The organism is Rhodococcus sp. T2V (assembly GCF_029269925.1).
GTDB classification, from domain to species: Bacteria; Actinomycetota; Actinomycetes; order Mycobacteriales; family Mycobacteriaceae; genus Rhodococcus_F; species Rhodococcus_F koreensis.
The window spans coordinates 1-13,202 of the sequence record NZ_JARJBD010000157.1 but is presented as its reverse complement, the minus strand read 5'-3'; the positions used below and the strand labels follow the sequence as shown (position 1 = coordinate 13,202).

General features: G+C 68.7%; 15 protein-coding genes. 4 read left to right on the top strand and 11 right to left on the bottom strand.

Going from position 1 to position 13,202, the window contains the following annotated elements:
* Positions 1 to 104: 104 nt before the first annotated feature.
* Positions 105 to 653 carry an NUDIX hydrolase gene (locus tag P3H15_RS50985; protein WP_276144316.1) on the top strand — a complete coding sequence of 183 codons (549 nt, stop codon included), beginning with the start codon at positions 105 to 107 and terminating at the stop codon, positions 651 to 653.
* Between the two features lie 21 nt (positions 654 to 674).
* Here P3H15_RS50985 and P3H15_RS50980 read toward each other — a convergent pair whose 3' ends face one another.
* The 3 genes from P3H15_RS50980 to rfbD are packed head-to-tail and all read right to left on the bottom strand — an operon-like array spanning position 675 to position 3,526.
* Positions 675 to 1,754: an NDP-sugar synthase gene (locus tag P3H15_RS50980; RefSeq protein ID WP_276144315.1), complete on the bottom strand. Its 1,080-nt coding sequence runs from the start codon at positions 1,752 to 1,754 to the stop codon at positions 675 to 677.
* Complete coding sequence (locus tag P3H15_RS50975) at positions 1,744 to 2,643, bottom strand: glycosyltransferase family 2 protein (protein ID WP_276144314.1); 900 nt, start codon at positions 2,641 to 2,643, stop codon at positions 1,744 to 1,746. Before P3H15_RS50975 ends, P3H15_RS50980 begins: the two co-directional genes overlap by 11 nt.
* 34 nt (positions 2,644 to 2,677) lie before the next feature.
* Positions 2,678 to 3,526, bottom strand: a complete 849-nt coding sequence (gene rfbD, locus P3H15_RS50970; RefSeq protein ID WP_276144313.1) for a dTDP-4-dehydrorhamnose reductase — start codon at positions 3,524 to 3,526, stop codon at positions 2,678 to 2,680.
* Between the two features lie 128 nt (positions 3,527 to 3,654).
* Here rfbD and P3H15_RS50965 point away from each other — a divergent pair, with 128 nt between their 5' ends.
* Positions 3,655 to 5,127, top strand: a complete 1,473-nt coding sequence (locus P3H15_RS50965) for an LCP family protein (RefSeq protein WP_276144317.1) — start codon at positions 3,655 to 3,657, stop codon at positions 5,125 to 5,127.
* A 23-nt stretch (positions 5,128 to 5,150) separates the two neighbouring features.
* Positions 5,151 to 5,870, top strand: coding sequence for a TIGR03089 family protein (locus P3H15_RS50960; protein WP_276144312.1), 720 nt, complete (start codon positions 5,151 to 5,153; stop codon positions 5,868 to 5,870).
* Here the strand turns inward: P3H15_RS50960 and P3H15_RS50955 are convergent.
* The 3 genes from P3H15_RS50955 to P3H15_RS50945 all read right to left on the bottom strand — a co-directional run bounded on the left by P3H15_RS50955 (position 5,855) and on the right by P3H15_RS50945 (position 8,250).
* Positions 5,855 to 6,235 carry a hypothetical protein gene (locus P3H15_RS50955; RefSeq protein ID WP_276144311.1) on the bottom strand — a complete coding sequence of 127 codons (381 nt, stop codon included), beginning with the start codon at positions 6,233 to 6,235 and terminating at the stop codon, positions 5,855 to 5,857. The two genes, P3H15_RS50960 and P3H15_RS50955, sit on opposite strands and share 16 nt — an antisense overlap.
* A gap of 244 nt (positions 6,236 to 6,479) precedes the next feature.
* Entirely contained in the window at positions 6,480 to 7,007 is a 528-nt protein-coding gene (purE, locus tag P3H15_RS50950) for a 5-(carboxyamino)imidazole ribonucleotide mutase (protein WP_072951207.1), read from the bottom strand.
* Positions 6,991 to 8,250, bottom strand: coding sequence for a 5-(carboxyamino)imidazole ribonucleotide synthase (locus tag P3H15_RS50945; RefSeq protein ID WP_072951210.1), 1,260 nt, complete (start codon positions 8,248 to 8,250; stop codon positions 6,991 to 6,993). The genes purE and P3H15_RS50945 overlap by 17 nt, the downstream gene beginning before the upstream one ends.
* 131 nt (positions 8,251 to 8,381) lie before the next feature.
* On the opposite strand from P3H15_RS50945, the gene P3H15_RS50940 reads away from it, so the two are divergent.
* Positions 8,382 to 8,927, top strand: coding sequence for a GtrA family protein (locus tag P3H15_RS50940; RefSeq protein ID WP_276144310.1), 546 nt, complete (start codon positions 8,382 to 8,384; stop codon positions 8,925 to 8,927).
* Between the two features lie 3 nt (positions 8,928 to 8,930).
* Here the strand turns inward: P3H15_RS50940 and P3H15_RS50935 are convergent, their stop codons facing one another.
* The 5 genes from P3H15_RS50935 to P3H15_RS50915 are packed head-to-tail and all read right to left on the bottom strand — an operon-like array spanning position 8,931 to position 12,989.
* Complete coding sequence (locus tag P3H15_RS50935) at positions 8,931 to 10,265, bottom strand: HAMP domain-containing sensor histidine kinase (RefSeq protein WP_276144309.1); 1,335 nt, start codon at positions 10,263 to 10,265, stop codon at positions 8,931 to 8,933.
* A gap of 8 nt (positions 10,266 to 10,273) precedes the next feature.
* Positions 10,274 to 10,954 carry a response regulator transcription factor gene (locus tag P3H15_RS50930; RefSeq protein WP_025432276.1) on the bottom strand — a complete coding sequence of 227 codons (681 nt, stop codon included), beginning with the start codon at positions 10,952 to 10,954 and terminating at the stop codon, positions 10,274 to 10,276.
* 39 nt (positions 10,955 to 10,993) lie between these two features.
* Positions 10,994 to 11,551 carry a PH domain-containing protein gene (locus P3H15_RS50925; RefSeq protein WP_276144308.1) on the bottom strand — a complete coding sequence of 186 codons (558 nt, stop codon included), beginning with the start codon at positions 11,549 to 11,551 and terminating at the stop codon, positions 10,994 to 10,996.
* A gap of 15 nt (positions 11,552 to 11,566) precedes the next feature.
* Positions 11,567 to 12,124, bottom strand: a complete 558-nt coding sequence (locus P3H15_RS50920; RefSeq protein ID WP_072951218.1) for an HdeD family acid-resistance protein — start codon at positions 12,122 to 12,124, stop codon at positions 11,567 to 11,569.
* Between the two features lie 16 nt (positions 12,125 to 12,140).
* The gene (locus P3H15_RS50915) at positions 12,141 to 12,989 is read right to left on the bottom strand and encodes a biotin--[acetyl-CoA-carboxylase] ligase (RefSeq protein WP_095861066.1); all 849 of its coding nucleotides are present in this window, start codon (positions 12,987 to 12,989) and stop codon (positions 12,141 to 12,143) included.
* Positions 12,990 to 13,202: the final 213 nt, after the last annotated feature.

Here is a 13,202-nt window from a genome sequence, read left to right as displayed (position 1 = left end):
GCAGCCGCTCGGCGCGATCGCCGTCGGCTACCCCCTCGAACCACTCACACCCCGCCGGCCCACCGACCCCGGCGACGCCCTCATTGAGAAATGACCCACACGCCATGAGCGCCGAATCACTGCACCGCACCGCGACCGCCGCGCTCGAGGGCTGGAAGACGCTCGACGAGAACGACGAATCGTTGCGGCACACCATGCTTGCGTTCCTCGCATCGGCACCACTCGGGTGCCTGCGTGAGTACGCGCCCGGACACATCACGGCCTCCTCCCTCGTCCTGGACGAGGGAGGGTGCCATGTGCTGCTCACCCTGCATCCCCGGGTCGGCCGGTGGATCCAATTGGGTGGGCACTGTGAGCCTTCCGACGACACCGTCGTCGATGCCGCACTGCGGGAGGCGCGCGAGGAATCGGGGATTCCCGACCTCAGGATCGACCCCGAACTGCTGTCGGCGCACACCCACCCGATCACGTGCTCACTCGGACAACCCACCCGGCACCTGGATCTCCGGTTCCTCGTCCGCGCGCGTGCAGGCGCCCACATCGTGCGAAGCTCCGAATCGACGGATCTGCGATGGTGGCCGGTGGACGCACTGCCGCCGAACGCGGAGAAGTCCACGATCGACCACCTCGTGCACCTCGCCGGACTGCGCTAGGGGCGCTTCACCTCTCACATCTCACACGTCCGTGCTGAACCGCACCCCGCCGTCGGGCAGCGTCACACCCGGCCACACCCGGGCCCCGCGCAGCAGTTCGCACCGGGCGCCGACGTCGGCTCCGTCACCGATCACCGCGTCTCGCACGAGCGCCCGCGGCCCGATGCGAGCACCGAATCCGATGATGGACCGTTCGACGGTCGCACCGGCCTCGACGACGGCGCCGTCGAACAGCACCGCACCGTCGAGTCGTGCGCCCGCACCCACCTCGGCGCCGCGGCCGACGACGGTTCCGCCGATCAGCAGCGCGCCCGGCGCGACACCCGCCCCGGGGTGGACGAGCGATTCGCCGCGCGGCCCGTCGAGCGCAGGCGACGGAGCGATGCCGCGCACCAGGTCCGCGGACCCGCGCACGAAGTCCTCGGGAGTGCCCATGTCGCGCCAGTACGACGAGTCCACGTGCCCGTAGACGCGGGCATCCTCGGCCAGCAGCGACGGGAACACCTCACGCTCCACCGACACCGGGCGACCCTCGGGGATCCGTTCGATGATCTCCCGCTTGAACACGTAGCAGCCGGCGTTGATCTGGTCGGTCGGCGGATCCTGCGTCTTCTCGAGGAACGCGGTGACCCGGCCGTCCGCGTCGGTGGGCACACAGCCGAACGCCCGCGGATCCCCCACCCGCACGAGGTGCAGGGTGACGTCGGCCTCGCGGGTCCGGTGAGTGTCGAGGATCGCCCCCAGATCGGTGCCGCCGAGGACGTCACCGTTGAAGACCATCGCATGGTCGCCGCGCAGCTTCGGCAGAACGTTGCGGATGCCGCCACCGGTGCCGAGCGGTTCCGTCTCGGTGACGTAATCGATCTCGAGCCCCAGCTTGGAACCGTCCCCGAAATACTCCTCGAAGACCTCCGCCTTGAAGGACGTGCCGAGTACGACGTGCTTGATCCCCGCCGCCTCGATCCGCGCCAGCAGATGCTGGAGGAACGGCAGACCCGCCGTCGGCAGCATCGGCTTGGGCGCCGACAGGGTCAGCGGGCGAAGCCTCGTCCCCTGACCGCCGACCAGCACCACTGCATCGGTCGTCTTCTCAATTGCCATGAGTCGTTCCCCCCTCGTTCTGGTTTCTGCGTCGTTCCCGGACTGCGGCAGCCACGGCGATCTTCGACCGCACTGCCAATCCTCCCCGAAGTGCCCACCGCAGTGGCGCCTGCCACCAGTGGGGATGACGATCGGCCTGGAACCGGTACGCGCTCTGATGGTGAGCGGGCAGCATCAGTTCCGGATGCTTGCCCGCGGCGTGCCCCTTCGCGTGGGTGACCTCGGCGGAGGGCACGTACACGTTGAGCCACCCGGCCTTGCCCAGGCGGTCGCCGAGGTCGACGTCCTCCATGTACATGAAGTACCGCGAATCGAAGCCGTTGATCGAGTCGAAGGCGACGCGACGCATCAGCAGGCACGAACCGGACAACCAGCCGACGGACCGCTCGCTGACGGACTCGTTCTCCTGGCGGTAACCGGCAGTCCACGGGTTGGACGGCCATACCGTGCCCAGCACCGCATGCCCGGCTCCCGACACGAGGTCGGGGACCTGACGCGCCGACGGGTAGACGCTTCCGTCGGGTTCCAGAACGAGAGGTCCGAGCGCCCCCGCACGCGGCCAGCGCTCGGCGGCCGCGAGGAGAACGTCGATCGATCCGGGCGCCCAGCGAACATCCGGATTCGCGATGACGACGAACTCGATGTCCTCGTCGATCTCCGCCACAGCCCTGTTGATGGCACCGCCGTAGCCGATGTTCCCGCCGGTGCGCAGCAGGCGCACGTGCTCGTGCGCCGCGTCCGCGGCCTCGGGGGCGCCGTCCGTCGAACCGTTGTCGGCCATCACGACCTGCGGATCTTCTTTCGTCGCCTCGGCGAGAGTGCCCAGGAATTGCTCCAGATGCTCACCAGGCGAATAGGTCACCGTCACCACGGCCAGCTTCGAACTCACGCGGGCAAGCGTAGCCGTTGAAAGGGGGTCCCCCTCACACCGCGGCATGCAGAGCAGCGCGCAACGCCTCCCGCCACGGCCGCAACGGGGTCAGCCCGGCGTCGGCCCACGCGCGGCCGGACAGCACCGAGAACGCCGGTCGCGGGGCGGGGCGCACGAACTGGGCACTCGTGCACGGGTGCACGCGCTGCGGGTCCGCACCTGCCTCCTCGAAGACCGCCCGCGCGAGGTCGAACCAACTCGCCCGGCCCGAGTTGGTGGCGTGCAGCACCGGCGCTCCGATGTCGCCGCGACCGGCCAGTTCGAGCAGCGCATCGGCCAGGTCGCCGGCGAATGTGGGCGATCCCACCTGATCGTCCACGACGTCGACCGTGTCACGTTCACGCTCGAGGCGGCGCATGGTGGAGACGAAGTCGGAACCCACCCCGCTGTACACCCAGGCGGTGCGCACGACGTGCGCGGACGGAAGGGCAGCGTGGACGGCACGCTCGCCGGCGAGTTTGGTGCGTCCGTACACCGTCGCGGGACCGGTCGGGGCGTCCACCTCGTACGGCGTGTCGCCGTCCCCGGCGAACACGTAGTCGGTGGAGACGTGGATCAGCCGGGCACCCACCCGGGCGCACGCCGCCGCCAGGTTCGCGGGACCGTCCTCGTTCACCGCCCGCGCGGTGTCCTCGTCCGACTCCGCAGCGTCGACCGCGGTGTACGCGGCGCAGTTGATCACCACCGAACCGGCTTCGACCTGGGCGAGCACCGCGTCGCGGTCGGTGATGTCGAGCTCGTCCGAACCCACTCCCCGGGCCGGAATCCCGGAGGCCTCGGCTCGTCGGAGAAGGTGCCCACCCAGCTGTCCCCGGGCGCCGGTCACAAGGATGTTCGTCACGGCGCCCAGTCTGGCACGCCGATCCACGCCTCCCTGCTCCAGCCGCGTCGACCAGTAGCCTGGTTTCCGTGTCACACGAGCAACCCGCACCAGACGCACCCCCGAGCACCGCTCGGCGGCCGATTCACATCGCTGTCGCGGTGCTGTCGGTGCTCGCACTCGTCGTGACGGGATTCGCGTGGCGGAGCATCGACTCGCTGCGCAACAATCTGGCAACCGCGGGCGGTCTCGGACTCGGCGGAAGCGCCGACGGCGCCGTCGACATCCTCATGGTCGGCACCGACAGCCGCACCGACGCACACGGCAACCCGCTGTCCCAGGAGGAACTCGACTCGCTGCGGGCCGGCGAGGAGGTGGCGTCCAACACCGACACCATCGTCCTCATCCGCGTGCCGAACGACGGCAGTTCCGCCACCGCCATCTCGATCCCCCGCGACTCGTACGTCGACGTGCCCGGGATCGGCATGTCGAAGATCAACGCCGCCTACGGCGCCACCAAGGAAACCGAGCGGCTGAAACTCGTCGAGGACGGAGCCACCGACAAGGAGGCCGAGGAGGAGTCGACGAAGGCAGGCCGCGAGGCGCTCATCCAATCGGTCGCAGACCTCACCGGCATCACCGTCGACCACTACGCCGAGGTCGGGCTGCTCGGATTCGTCCTCCTCACCAACGCGGTCGGCGGTGTCGACGTCTGCCTCAACGAACCGGTGGACGAGGACATGTCGGGCGCCCACTTCCCCGCCGGGGAGCAGACGCTGAGGGGCGCGGACGCACTGAGCTTCGTCCGCCAGCGCCACGACCTCCCCCGCGGCGACCTCGACCGCATCGTGCGCCAGCAGGTGTTCATGGCCTCGCTCGTCGGCAAGGTGCTGTCCGCGAAGACTCTCAGCGACCCGGGCAAGCTGACCGAACTCAGCGGCGCGGTGCAGCGCTCGGTCGTGCTCGACGACGACTGGGACATCATCGAATTCGCCACCCAGCTGCAGGACCTCGCCGGCGGCAAGGTGCAGTTCGAGACCATTCCGGTCGCAGATCTCAACGGCATGACCGACTACGGCGAGTCCATCGTCGAGGTCAAGCCGAAGGACGTGAAGAAGTACGTGGCCGGTCTCGTCGGCGAGGAGCCCACCGACTCGGAGGACACCACCACCAAGTCCGCGACACCCGACATCGACGCGTCGACCGTCACCGTCGACGTCGCGAACGCGAGCGACGTCGGTGGCCTCGCGAACGGTGTGGCCGACGCCCTGACGTCCCTCGGCTACGGACAGGGTGAGATCGGCAACTACACGGGCAAAGCGGTGAGCAAGACCACCGTTTTCGCGCATTCCGCGGACGACGACAGCGCCAAGGCGGTCGCGGCCGCACTCGGCGGGCTCCCCACCGACACCGATTCGACCCTGCCGGAAGGCTCGGTCCGGGTGGTGCTGGCCGGTGACTACCAGGGGCCGACGTCCGCGGAGACCATCAGCACCACCTCGTCGTCCGAGTCCTCGGAGACGGGCCTCGAACCCGTCTCCACGGCAGGAACGACCCCCACCCCGGCACCGCCCGGCCCGCCCATCGATGCCGGCTCGTCGGGCCCGCGTTGTGTGAACTAGAAAACGAGAGACGGACTGTGCCCATGAACCATGCGTCCCGCACGCTGACCGACGCCCTGCTCGACCCCATCCTGAAGAACGACCCGGCCGGACCGCGCGTCACGTTCTACGACGACGCGACGGGCGAACGGGTCGAACTCTCGGCCCTCACCCTCGCCAACTGGGCGGCGAAGACCGCCAACCTGCTGCGCGACGAATTCGCCGTCGAACCCGGCGCCCGCGTCACAGTGCTCCTGCCCGCGCACTGGCAGACCGCCGCGGTCCTCCTCGGCGTCTGGTGGGCCGGCGCCGAGGTCGTCCTCGAACCCGACGCGGACGCCGAGATCGCCCTCGCCTCCGCTGCGCGCCTGGGCGACGTCGAGGACGTCCCGGAGGTCGCGGCGCTGTCGCTGGACGCGTTCGGCCGCCCCGTTCCCGACCTTCCCGTCGGCATCACCGACTACGCCACCTCGGTACGCGTTCACGGCGACCAGTTCCGGCCGACGGTCGCCGGACCCGCGCTGGCAGGCAAGAGCGTCGACGACGTTCTCGCCGCGGCCGTGGCGTCCGCCGAGTCGCACGGCATCACCGGCACCGACCGGGTGCTGTCCGTCGAGGCATGGGACTCCCCCGACGCCCTGATCGACGGTCTGGTGGCGGTGTTCGCGGCCGGCGCGTCACTGGTGCAGGTCGCCAACGCCGACACCGCCGCTCAGGCGCGGCGCGTGGACACCGAGAAGATCACCCGTCAGCTGTCCCGGTAACCGCCGTCCGCGAGGCCCGCAGCGATCTCGAACCTGTTCCGGACGCCGCGGCGCCTCGACTCCTCGAACAGGTACCGCAGCGCGAACGTCCACCCGTAAGTCGCCCACTGGTCGGCGTGGACCGCTTCGTGTCGCAGGAGCGGTCTCGCCGGTTCCCGGCCGGTGAGAAACGCACCGCCGATCGTCGTCCCACCTCGCGCGTACCCACCGCGCATCCCGCTGCACACGAAGAGGCCGAACTCGTCGTCGAACGCGATGCGCGCACCCAACAGCCCGGCATACGCCAACGCCAGCCGAGTGATCGCCGCCGACTGGGGATTCCCCCGCGAAGCCCGGATCATCGGCACCCCGCGGCTACGTTTCATGTGCGCAGGATAGGCGCTTCGCGGATTCGCACTCGCACCCAACCTGCCGATCGGTCCGTACGTGGGTGATGTCGTCGACTAACGCGCACGGATCGTCGTCGAGGTCGACGGTCGCGAATTCCACAGTGAGCCCGACGTGTTCAGAAGAGACCGTCGGCGTCAGGAATGAACACAGCCGCCACTCGTTGCCCGTCGAGGGCTGTTTCGGCCCTGACAGAGCGAAGAGTGGCGGCTGAGTGCGACGTCAGCCCAGCAGCTTGTCGCGGAGTGCCTGGTCCTTGCCCAGGACCATCTTCTCGAGCCCGTCCTGGAATGCGACCATCTGCTGCTGCAGGGCGGGGTCGGCGGCGCCGAGGATGCGGACGGCGAGCAGGCCGGCGTTGCGTGCGCCGCCGATGGACACGGTCGCGACGGGGACGCCTGCCGGCATCTGCACGATCGAGAGCAGCGAGTCCATGCCGTCGAGGTACTTCAGCGGGACGGGCACACCGATGACGGGCAGCGGGGTGGCCGACGCGACCATGCCCGGCAGGTGGGCGGCGCCACCTGCGCCGGCGATGATCACCTGGATGCCGCGGCCGGCGGCGTCCTTCGCGTAGTCGAGCATGCGCTGCGGTGTGCGGTGTGCGGAGACAACACCGACCTCGAAGCGCACCCCGAATTCGGCGAGCGCCTCTGCGGCGGCCTCCATGGTGGGCCAGTCGGAGTCGCTGCCCATGATGAGCCCGACCTGTGCGCCCTGCCGTGCTGCCGTGTCACTCACCGTGTTCATCCCATCCGTCGGTCCATTCAGCGTGCGAGAGCCAGTGCGCGGCGCGTTCGGCCCGCTCACGGACCCGTGCCACGTACTCGGGGTCGTCGATCGAGCCGGGTCCGCCGACGATGTTCACGTGACCGATCTTCCGGTCCTCACGTTCCCCCTTGCCGTACAGGTGGATCTTCGCGTCGGGCATCCGCGCGAAGAGGTGGTGGACGCGTTCGTCCATGCTCATCTCGGGCGCGGTCGGCGCGCCGAGCACGTTGGCCATCACCGTGATCGGTGCGAGGGGTGCGGTGTCGCCGAGCGGGTAGTCGAGGACGGCGCGCAGGTGCTGCTCGAACTGTGAGGTGCGGGCACCGTCCATGGTCCAGTGGCCGGAGTTGTGCGGGCGCATCGCGAGTTCGTTGACGACGAGCGTGCCGTCGGTGGTCTCGAACAGTTCGACGGCCATGGCGCCGACGACACCGAGCTCGGATGCGATGCGGAGCGCCAGTTCCTCGGCGGCCTCGGCGACCGCGTCGGGCAGCGCGGGGGCGGGGGCGAGGACCACGGCGCACTGTCCGTGGCGTTGCACGGTCTCCACGACCGGCCACGTGGCGCCCTGGCCGAACGGTGACCGCGCCACCATCGCGGACAGCTCACGCCGCATCTCGACCTTCTCCTCGACCAGGAGGGAGACACCCTTGTCGAGTTGCTGGGTGACGATGCGCTCGGCCTCGTCGGAATCGCCGGTGATCCACACGCCGCGACCGTCGTATCCGCCGCGGACGGCTTTGATGACGACGGGCCAGCCGTGTTCGGCGCCGAACTTGACGACGTCCTCGGCCCAGGTCACCTCGGCGAACGCCGGGACCGGTGCGCCGAGTTCGCCGAGCTTGCGGCGCATCGCGAGTTTGTCCTGCGCGTAGATGAGCGCCGTCGGCGGCGGCTGCACGTTGACACCCTCGGCGACCAGGACGTCGAGGTGCTCGGTGGGCACGTGCTCGTGGTCGAACGTCAGCGCGTGCGACCCGACCGCGGCCCTGCGGAGCGCGTCGAGGTCGGTGTGGCTCCCGAGGACGACGTCGGGGCTCACCTGCGCTGCGGGTTCGTCGGCGGTGCCGGAGAGCACCCGCAGTGTCTGGCCGAGCGCGATTGCAGCCTGGTGGGTCATCCGCGCGAGTTGGCCGCCACCGATCATCGTCACGACGGGTTGCCCGGCCGTCAGATCGCGGGGTGTCGTGGGACGCGGTGTGGAGTCAGAGTTGCCGGTCACGGGTCACTAGTTTGTCACGTCCCGTGCCGGGTTCCGCCGCCGAGGTGGCCGGTCGGCGGTTTCTGTGATTCTCCTGATGATCTCGCCGCCAATTGGTGGTAACCGGTCCGACTTTCGTAAACTCATCCGTTGTGTCATTTGTCGACGGCGTCCTTGCACGCGTTCCCCAGCCTTTCCGGGCTCTCGCGTTGCGCCATCACGAACTGATCAAGTTCGCGATTGTGGGCGGCACCACCATGATCTTCGACCTCGCGATCTTCTATTCGCTGAGCCTCACGATCCTCGAAGAGAAGCCGGTGGTCGCCAAGGTTCTGTCCGGAATTCTCGCGACGGTCCTCAGTTACATTCTCAACCGCGAATGGTCGTTCAAGAACCGCGGCGGACGGGAACGCCACCACGAGGCCCTGCTGTTCTTCACGATCAGCGGAATCGGCGTCCTCCTCGCCGCCGCGCCCCTGTGGATCGCCAACAATGTGTTCGACATCCGCGAGACGCAGGACAACCTGACCACGCTGGTGATCGTCGACTTCGTGCTCAACTACATCATCGGAAACCTGCTGCAGATGGTGTTCCGCTTCTGGGCCCTCCGCCGGTTCGCCTTCCCCGACGAGAACGTGCATCTCATCGATCCGGACCTCGTCGACGAGACCGCCGAGGAAGAAATCGGCCAACCCTGAGCATCAGCGCGGTTCCCGGGTCCCGGTGACCCGCGTCGGCACGTGTTCCCGGGCGATGGGAACGAAGATCGCGAACAGGGCCGGGCGGCGCCGCTGAAGTTCCAGCCGGCCGCCGTCCGCCTCGATGAGCGCGCGGGCCAGCGCCAGGCCCACACCGGTCGAACCGGCCCCCGAGAAACCGCGGTCGAAGATGTGCGGCGCGAGGTCGTTGCTGACGCCGACACCCTCGTCCGACACCTCCACGCACACCATCGCCTCGCGCGGCGACAGTTCCTTGCCCGGCGCCCTCTGATTCTGTCCCTGGATCAGCCGCACCGAGACGGTGCACGTCCCCGAACCGTGCATGAGCGCGTTGTCGACGAGGACCGCCACGGCCTCACGGAGCCGGGAGCCGGTGGTCGACGCCATCACGTTCGTGTCTCCGCGCAGCAGCAACTCGCGGTCGGCGTCCTCGAACGGCCGTTTCCAGTCCGCGATGACCACACTGAGCTCCCGGATGACCGACACCTGGGTCTCCGTGCCGCTGCTGCGGGAGGAACGGACCAGTTCGTCGATCGCGACGGTCAGCCGGTCCACCTGCGCCATGGCCTCGTCGGCCTCGACGACGACGGCCGGATCCGGGTGCACGGACAGCTCGTCGAGCCGGAGGCGGACGGCCGTGAGTCGGCTGCGGAGTTGGTGGGAGACGTCGGCGACGAGTGCGTGTTCGCGCTGCAACCGTCCCGCGATCTCGACGGTCGCCGAGTCGAGAACGTCGGAGACGCGGTCGAGTTCGGGGATGCCGTGTCGTCGCACGTCCGGCCGGAAGTCGCCCTCCGCGAGCCGGGCCGCCCGGTTCGCGACGTCCCGTAGCGGATCGGCGAGCCGCTTCGCCGTGACGTAGGCCACGACGGTGCCTGCGGCGATGGACACGAGTACCAGCAGCGCGACGGCACCGACGGCCTGGCGTTGCTGGGTACGCATCTCGTCGGACGGCACCTCGAGGCGGAGCGAACCGGACGTGCCCATCGCGAGAGACTCCACCAGGGGCGACTGCACGGACGCTTCGCCGATGTCGACGCGCGCGGCGCCGTCGTCGGTGGTCGGATACACCACGACGAGTCGGCCCCCGGCGGGTGTCAGCAGTCGCAGAGAGTTCGTGTCGAGGTCGCCCTCGACGACGCCGTTGATGCCCTCCTGGGTGATGATCTCCGTCGCCATCCGATCCAGCCGGACCTGCAGGTCACTCCGATTGAAGTCCTCGACCCACAACCAGGCCGTGTAGATCAGCGGCACACCGAGCAGCAGCGCCGTCAGGATCACGACTGCGAGGATCGACTGGAGAATTCTGCGGCGCACTGGCCCGCCTAGTCGGTGTTGATGCGGAAACCGACGCCGCGGACCGTCGCGATGCGACGTTCGGCGGCGGGGCCCTCGTCACCGATCTTCCGGCGAAGCCACGACATGTGCATGTCGAGGGTCTTCGAGCCGCGCAGTTCCACGTCGCCCCACACTTCCGCGAGGATCGTGTCGCGCGACACCACCTGTCCCGCGTGCTCGAGCAGCACCCGCAGAAGCTCGTACTCCTTGTTGGCGAGGGCGATCTCGGTTCCGTTCACGAGCACCCGGCGGGCCGCCGGCTCGAGCCGGATTCCCCCGACCTCGACGACCGAATCCTCGCCGCCGCCGCGACGGCGCAGCAGGGCACGCACCCGGGCCATCAACTCCGCCAACCGGAACGGCTTCCCCACGTAGTCGTCGGCTCCGGCGTCGAGTCCGACGACGAAGTCGACCTCGTCGGTGCGCGCGGTGAGCATGAGCACCGCCAGTTCCGAACTGTGGGCACGCACTTGCCTGCACACCTCGAGCCCGTCCATCCCCGGTAGTCCGAGGTCCAGGATCAGCAGATCGTAGGCCCCGTCCAGCGCCTGCTCCAGCGCTGCCGGGCCGGTTTGCTCGATGGTGACGTCGTACCCTTCCCGGCCCAGTGCCCGCGACAGCGGGGCGGCGATGGCTTCGTCATCTTCGGCAAGCAATACAGCAGTCACCTCCACAGCGTACGGAGGTGCGGAGACGGCCGTGACCGGTTACCAGCCTTTGCCGGTGTCGGCGTCACCGTGCGGGTCTTCCCGCTCCCGTTCGCGGTGGAGATCCATCGCGTCGAACACTTGGTGGTAGAGCAGCGAGTGGACGCGCTGAACGTCGGGGATGTCGTCGAATTCCAGCGGGTCGTCGGAGGACGACACGATGACCAGCGTTCCGGTGCGGAGCATCCTGTCGAGGAGGCCGTGCCGGAACTGCACGTTGCTGATGCGCCCCATCGGAATGTCGATCCCCGTGTGCGTCATCACACCCTGGCGGATGAGGACGCGTCGGTCGGTGACGATGAAGTGGGTGAACTTCCAGCTGAGAAACGGCGCGACGCAGCGCCATACGACGAGTCCCAGCCACAGCACGAGGACGAGGACGAGCACGACGGTCAGTGCGGAGCCGTCCAGCTTGTTCTCGGCGAAGCCCGACGCGAAACCCGCGACCGCCGTCGCCAGCAGAAAGGTGACGGCGGGGAGCAGCAACATCTTCCAGTGCGGATGGCGGTGAAGCAGTAGTTCCTCGTCCTCGGCGAGCGCGTCCTCCGGATATCCCATGCGACGAGTGTGCCTCTACCGCATGCGGCTGAGCACGATCGGGGTGATCACGATGATGATGCCGTACAGCACCATCCACACTCCGACCACGATCACGAACACCTCGAGCGACAGTTCGGGCTGCAGGAGCACGAAGGCCCCGGCGACCACGCTGATCACTCCGAGCACGATCGTGAGACCGCGATTCGCGACCGACCCGGAGGCACCCTCGACGATTTCGAGGACACCCCGGAACACCCACCACGCACCTACGACGAGCGCGATGATGACGACGGTCTGGAGCGGGCTCCTCAGCACGAGGAACGCGAGAAGTATTGCCAGGGCGCCGGATACGCCCACGAGGGTGCGTGCGCCTCCACTGGCCTCGACGTCGGCGAACGCCCGGATGATCTGGACGATCCCGAATCCGAAGAACTGGATGGCGATCAGGACGGCCAGCACCGTGAGTGTCACGTGCGGCCACACGAGCACGGCGATGCCCAGGCCCAGGGTGAGCAGACCGAGCACCACCGTGAGGCCGGTCAACGTGCGCCGGGCTGCGGTGACGGAGGACTCCGGAATTGAGGTACTCATGTACCACAGTGTGGCACTACTCGGTGCGCACCGGGCGTAAATGTGTGATGTCACCTGCGGCGACGGCGACCGTGCCGGGCTGTCCGTCGGGGGCGATCACGACCCGGCCCTCCGCGTCGACGTCCGTTGCGATGCCGATCAGTTCACGCCCGCCGGGCAGTTCGGCGCGCACCCGCTGGCCGAGCGTGCCGCAGCGCTCACGGTAGGCCGCGGCGAGTTCCGTGACGTCCCAGTTCGAGTCGTGCCACTGCCGCCAGCGATCGGCGATGGCGCGCAGCACCGCCCGCACCAGGGTGTCGCGGTCACTGACCTCGGCGCCCTCGAGGACGAGCGACGTCGCGTGCTCGACGGGCAGTTCGTCTCTCGTGAGGCTCACGTTGAGTCCGATCCCCACGACGACCGCCGGATCCGGTGCCGTGGCGGACACCTCGGCGAGGATCCCGGCGACCTTGCGTCCGTCGATGAGCACATCGTTGGGCCACTTCAGTTCCGCGGGCACCTTGGCGGTGGCGCGCAGCGCATCGACGACGGCGACGCCGGTCAGCAGCGGCAGCCACCCCATGTCCTGGAGGCTCATCCCCGGCATCGTCAGCAACGCCGAGACGGCGATCTGCGCCTGCGGCGGGCTCACCCAGGCGCGGGAGTGGCGGCCCCGGCCGCTGCCCTGGAATTCGGCGAGCAGCACGTGCCGGTCGCAGTCCGACGTCGCGGCGCGCGCGAGAAGGTCCGCATTGGTGGACCCGGTCTCCTGCACCACGTCGAGCCGAGACCAGAACTTGCGGGTGTCGCTGTCGTCGTCACCGCGGACGAGTGCCGCCCGCAGATTGTCGGCGTTGAGAGGGGGTCGGTTCAGGTCGGTCCACATCACCACAGCCTAGGACCAGCAGGAAAAGGTACTGGTCAGTAGCCGGGTCCGGGCAACCCGCCGCCTGACCACCTCCCTTGGCAGAAGCTCGCCGGCGCTCGTTAAGCTGACCTGTCATGACCACTGTTCAGGAGCCGAGCGCGGCGGAGTCGGCGAGTACGCCCGATATTCACACGACGGCGGGAAAGCTCGCCGACCTGCGTAATCGTCAGG

What these genes read in the sequence shown, in the direction of transcription:
- P3H15_RS50985 (WP_276144316.1), top strand. Translation starts at nt 105, where the DNA reads ATGAGCGCCGAATCACTGCACCGCACCGCGACCGCCGCGCTCGAGGGC.
- P3H15_RS50980 (WP_276144315.1), bottom strand. Translation starts at nt 1,754, where the DNA reads ATGGCAATTGAGAAGACGACCGATGCAGTGGTGCTGGTCGGCGGTCAG.
- P3H15_RS50960 (WP_276144312.1), top strand. Translation starts at nt 5,151, where the DNA reads ATGAACCATGCGTCCCGCACGCTGACCGACGCCCTGCTCGACCCCATC.
- P3H15_RS50955 (WP_276144311.1), bottom strand. Translation starts at nt 6,235, where the DNA reads ATGAAACGTAGCCGCGGGGTGCCGATGATCCGGGCTTCGCGGGGGAAT.
- purE (WP_072951207.1), bottom strand. Translation starts at nt 7,007, where the DNA reads ATGAACACGGTGAGTGACACGGCAGCACGGCAGGGCGCACAGGTCGGG.
- P3H15_RS50925 (WP_276144308.1), bottom strand. Translation starts at nt 11,551, where the DNA reads ATGGGATATCCGGAGGACGCGCTCGCCGAGGACGAGGAACTACTGCTT.
- P3H15_RS50920 (WP_072951218.1), bottom strand. Translation starts at nt 12,124, where the DNA reads ATGAGTACCTCAATTCCGGAGTCCTCCGTCACCGCAGCCCGGCGCACG.
- P3H15_RS50915 (WP_095861066.1), bottom strand. Translation starts at nt 12,989, where the DNA reads ATGTGGACCGACCTGAACCGACCCCCTCTCAACGCCGACAATCTGCGG.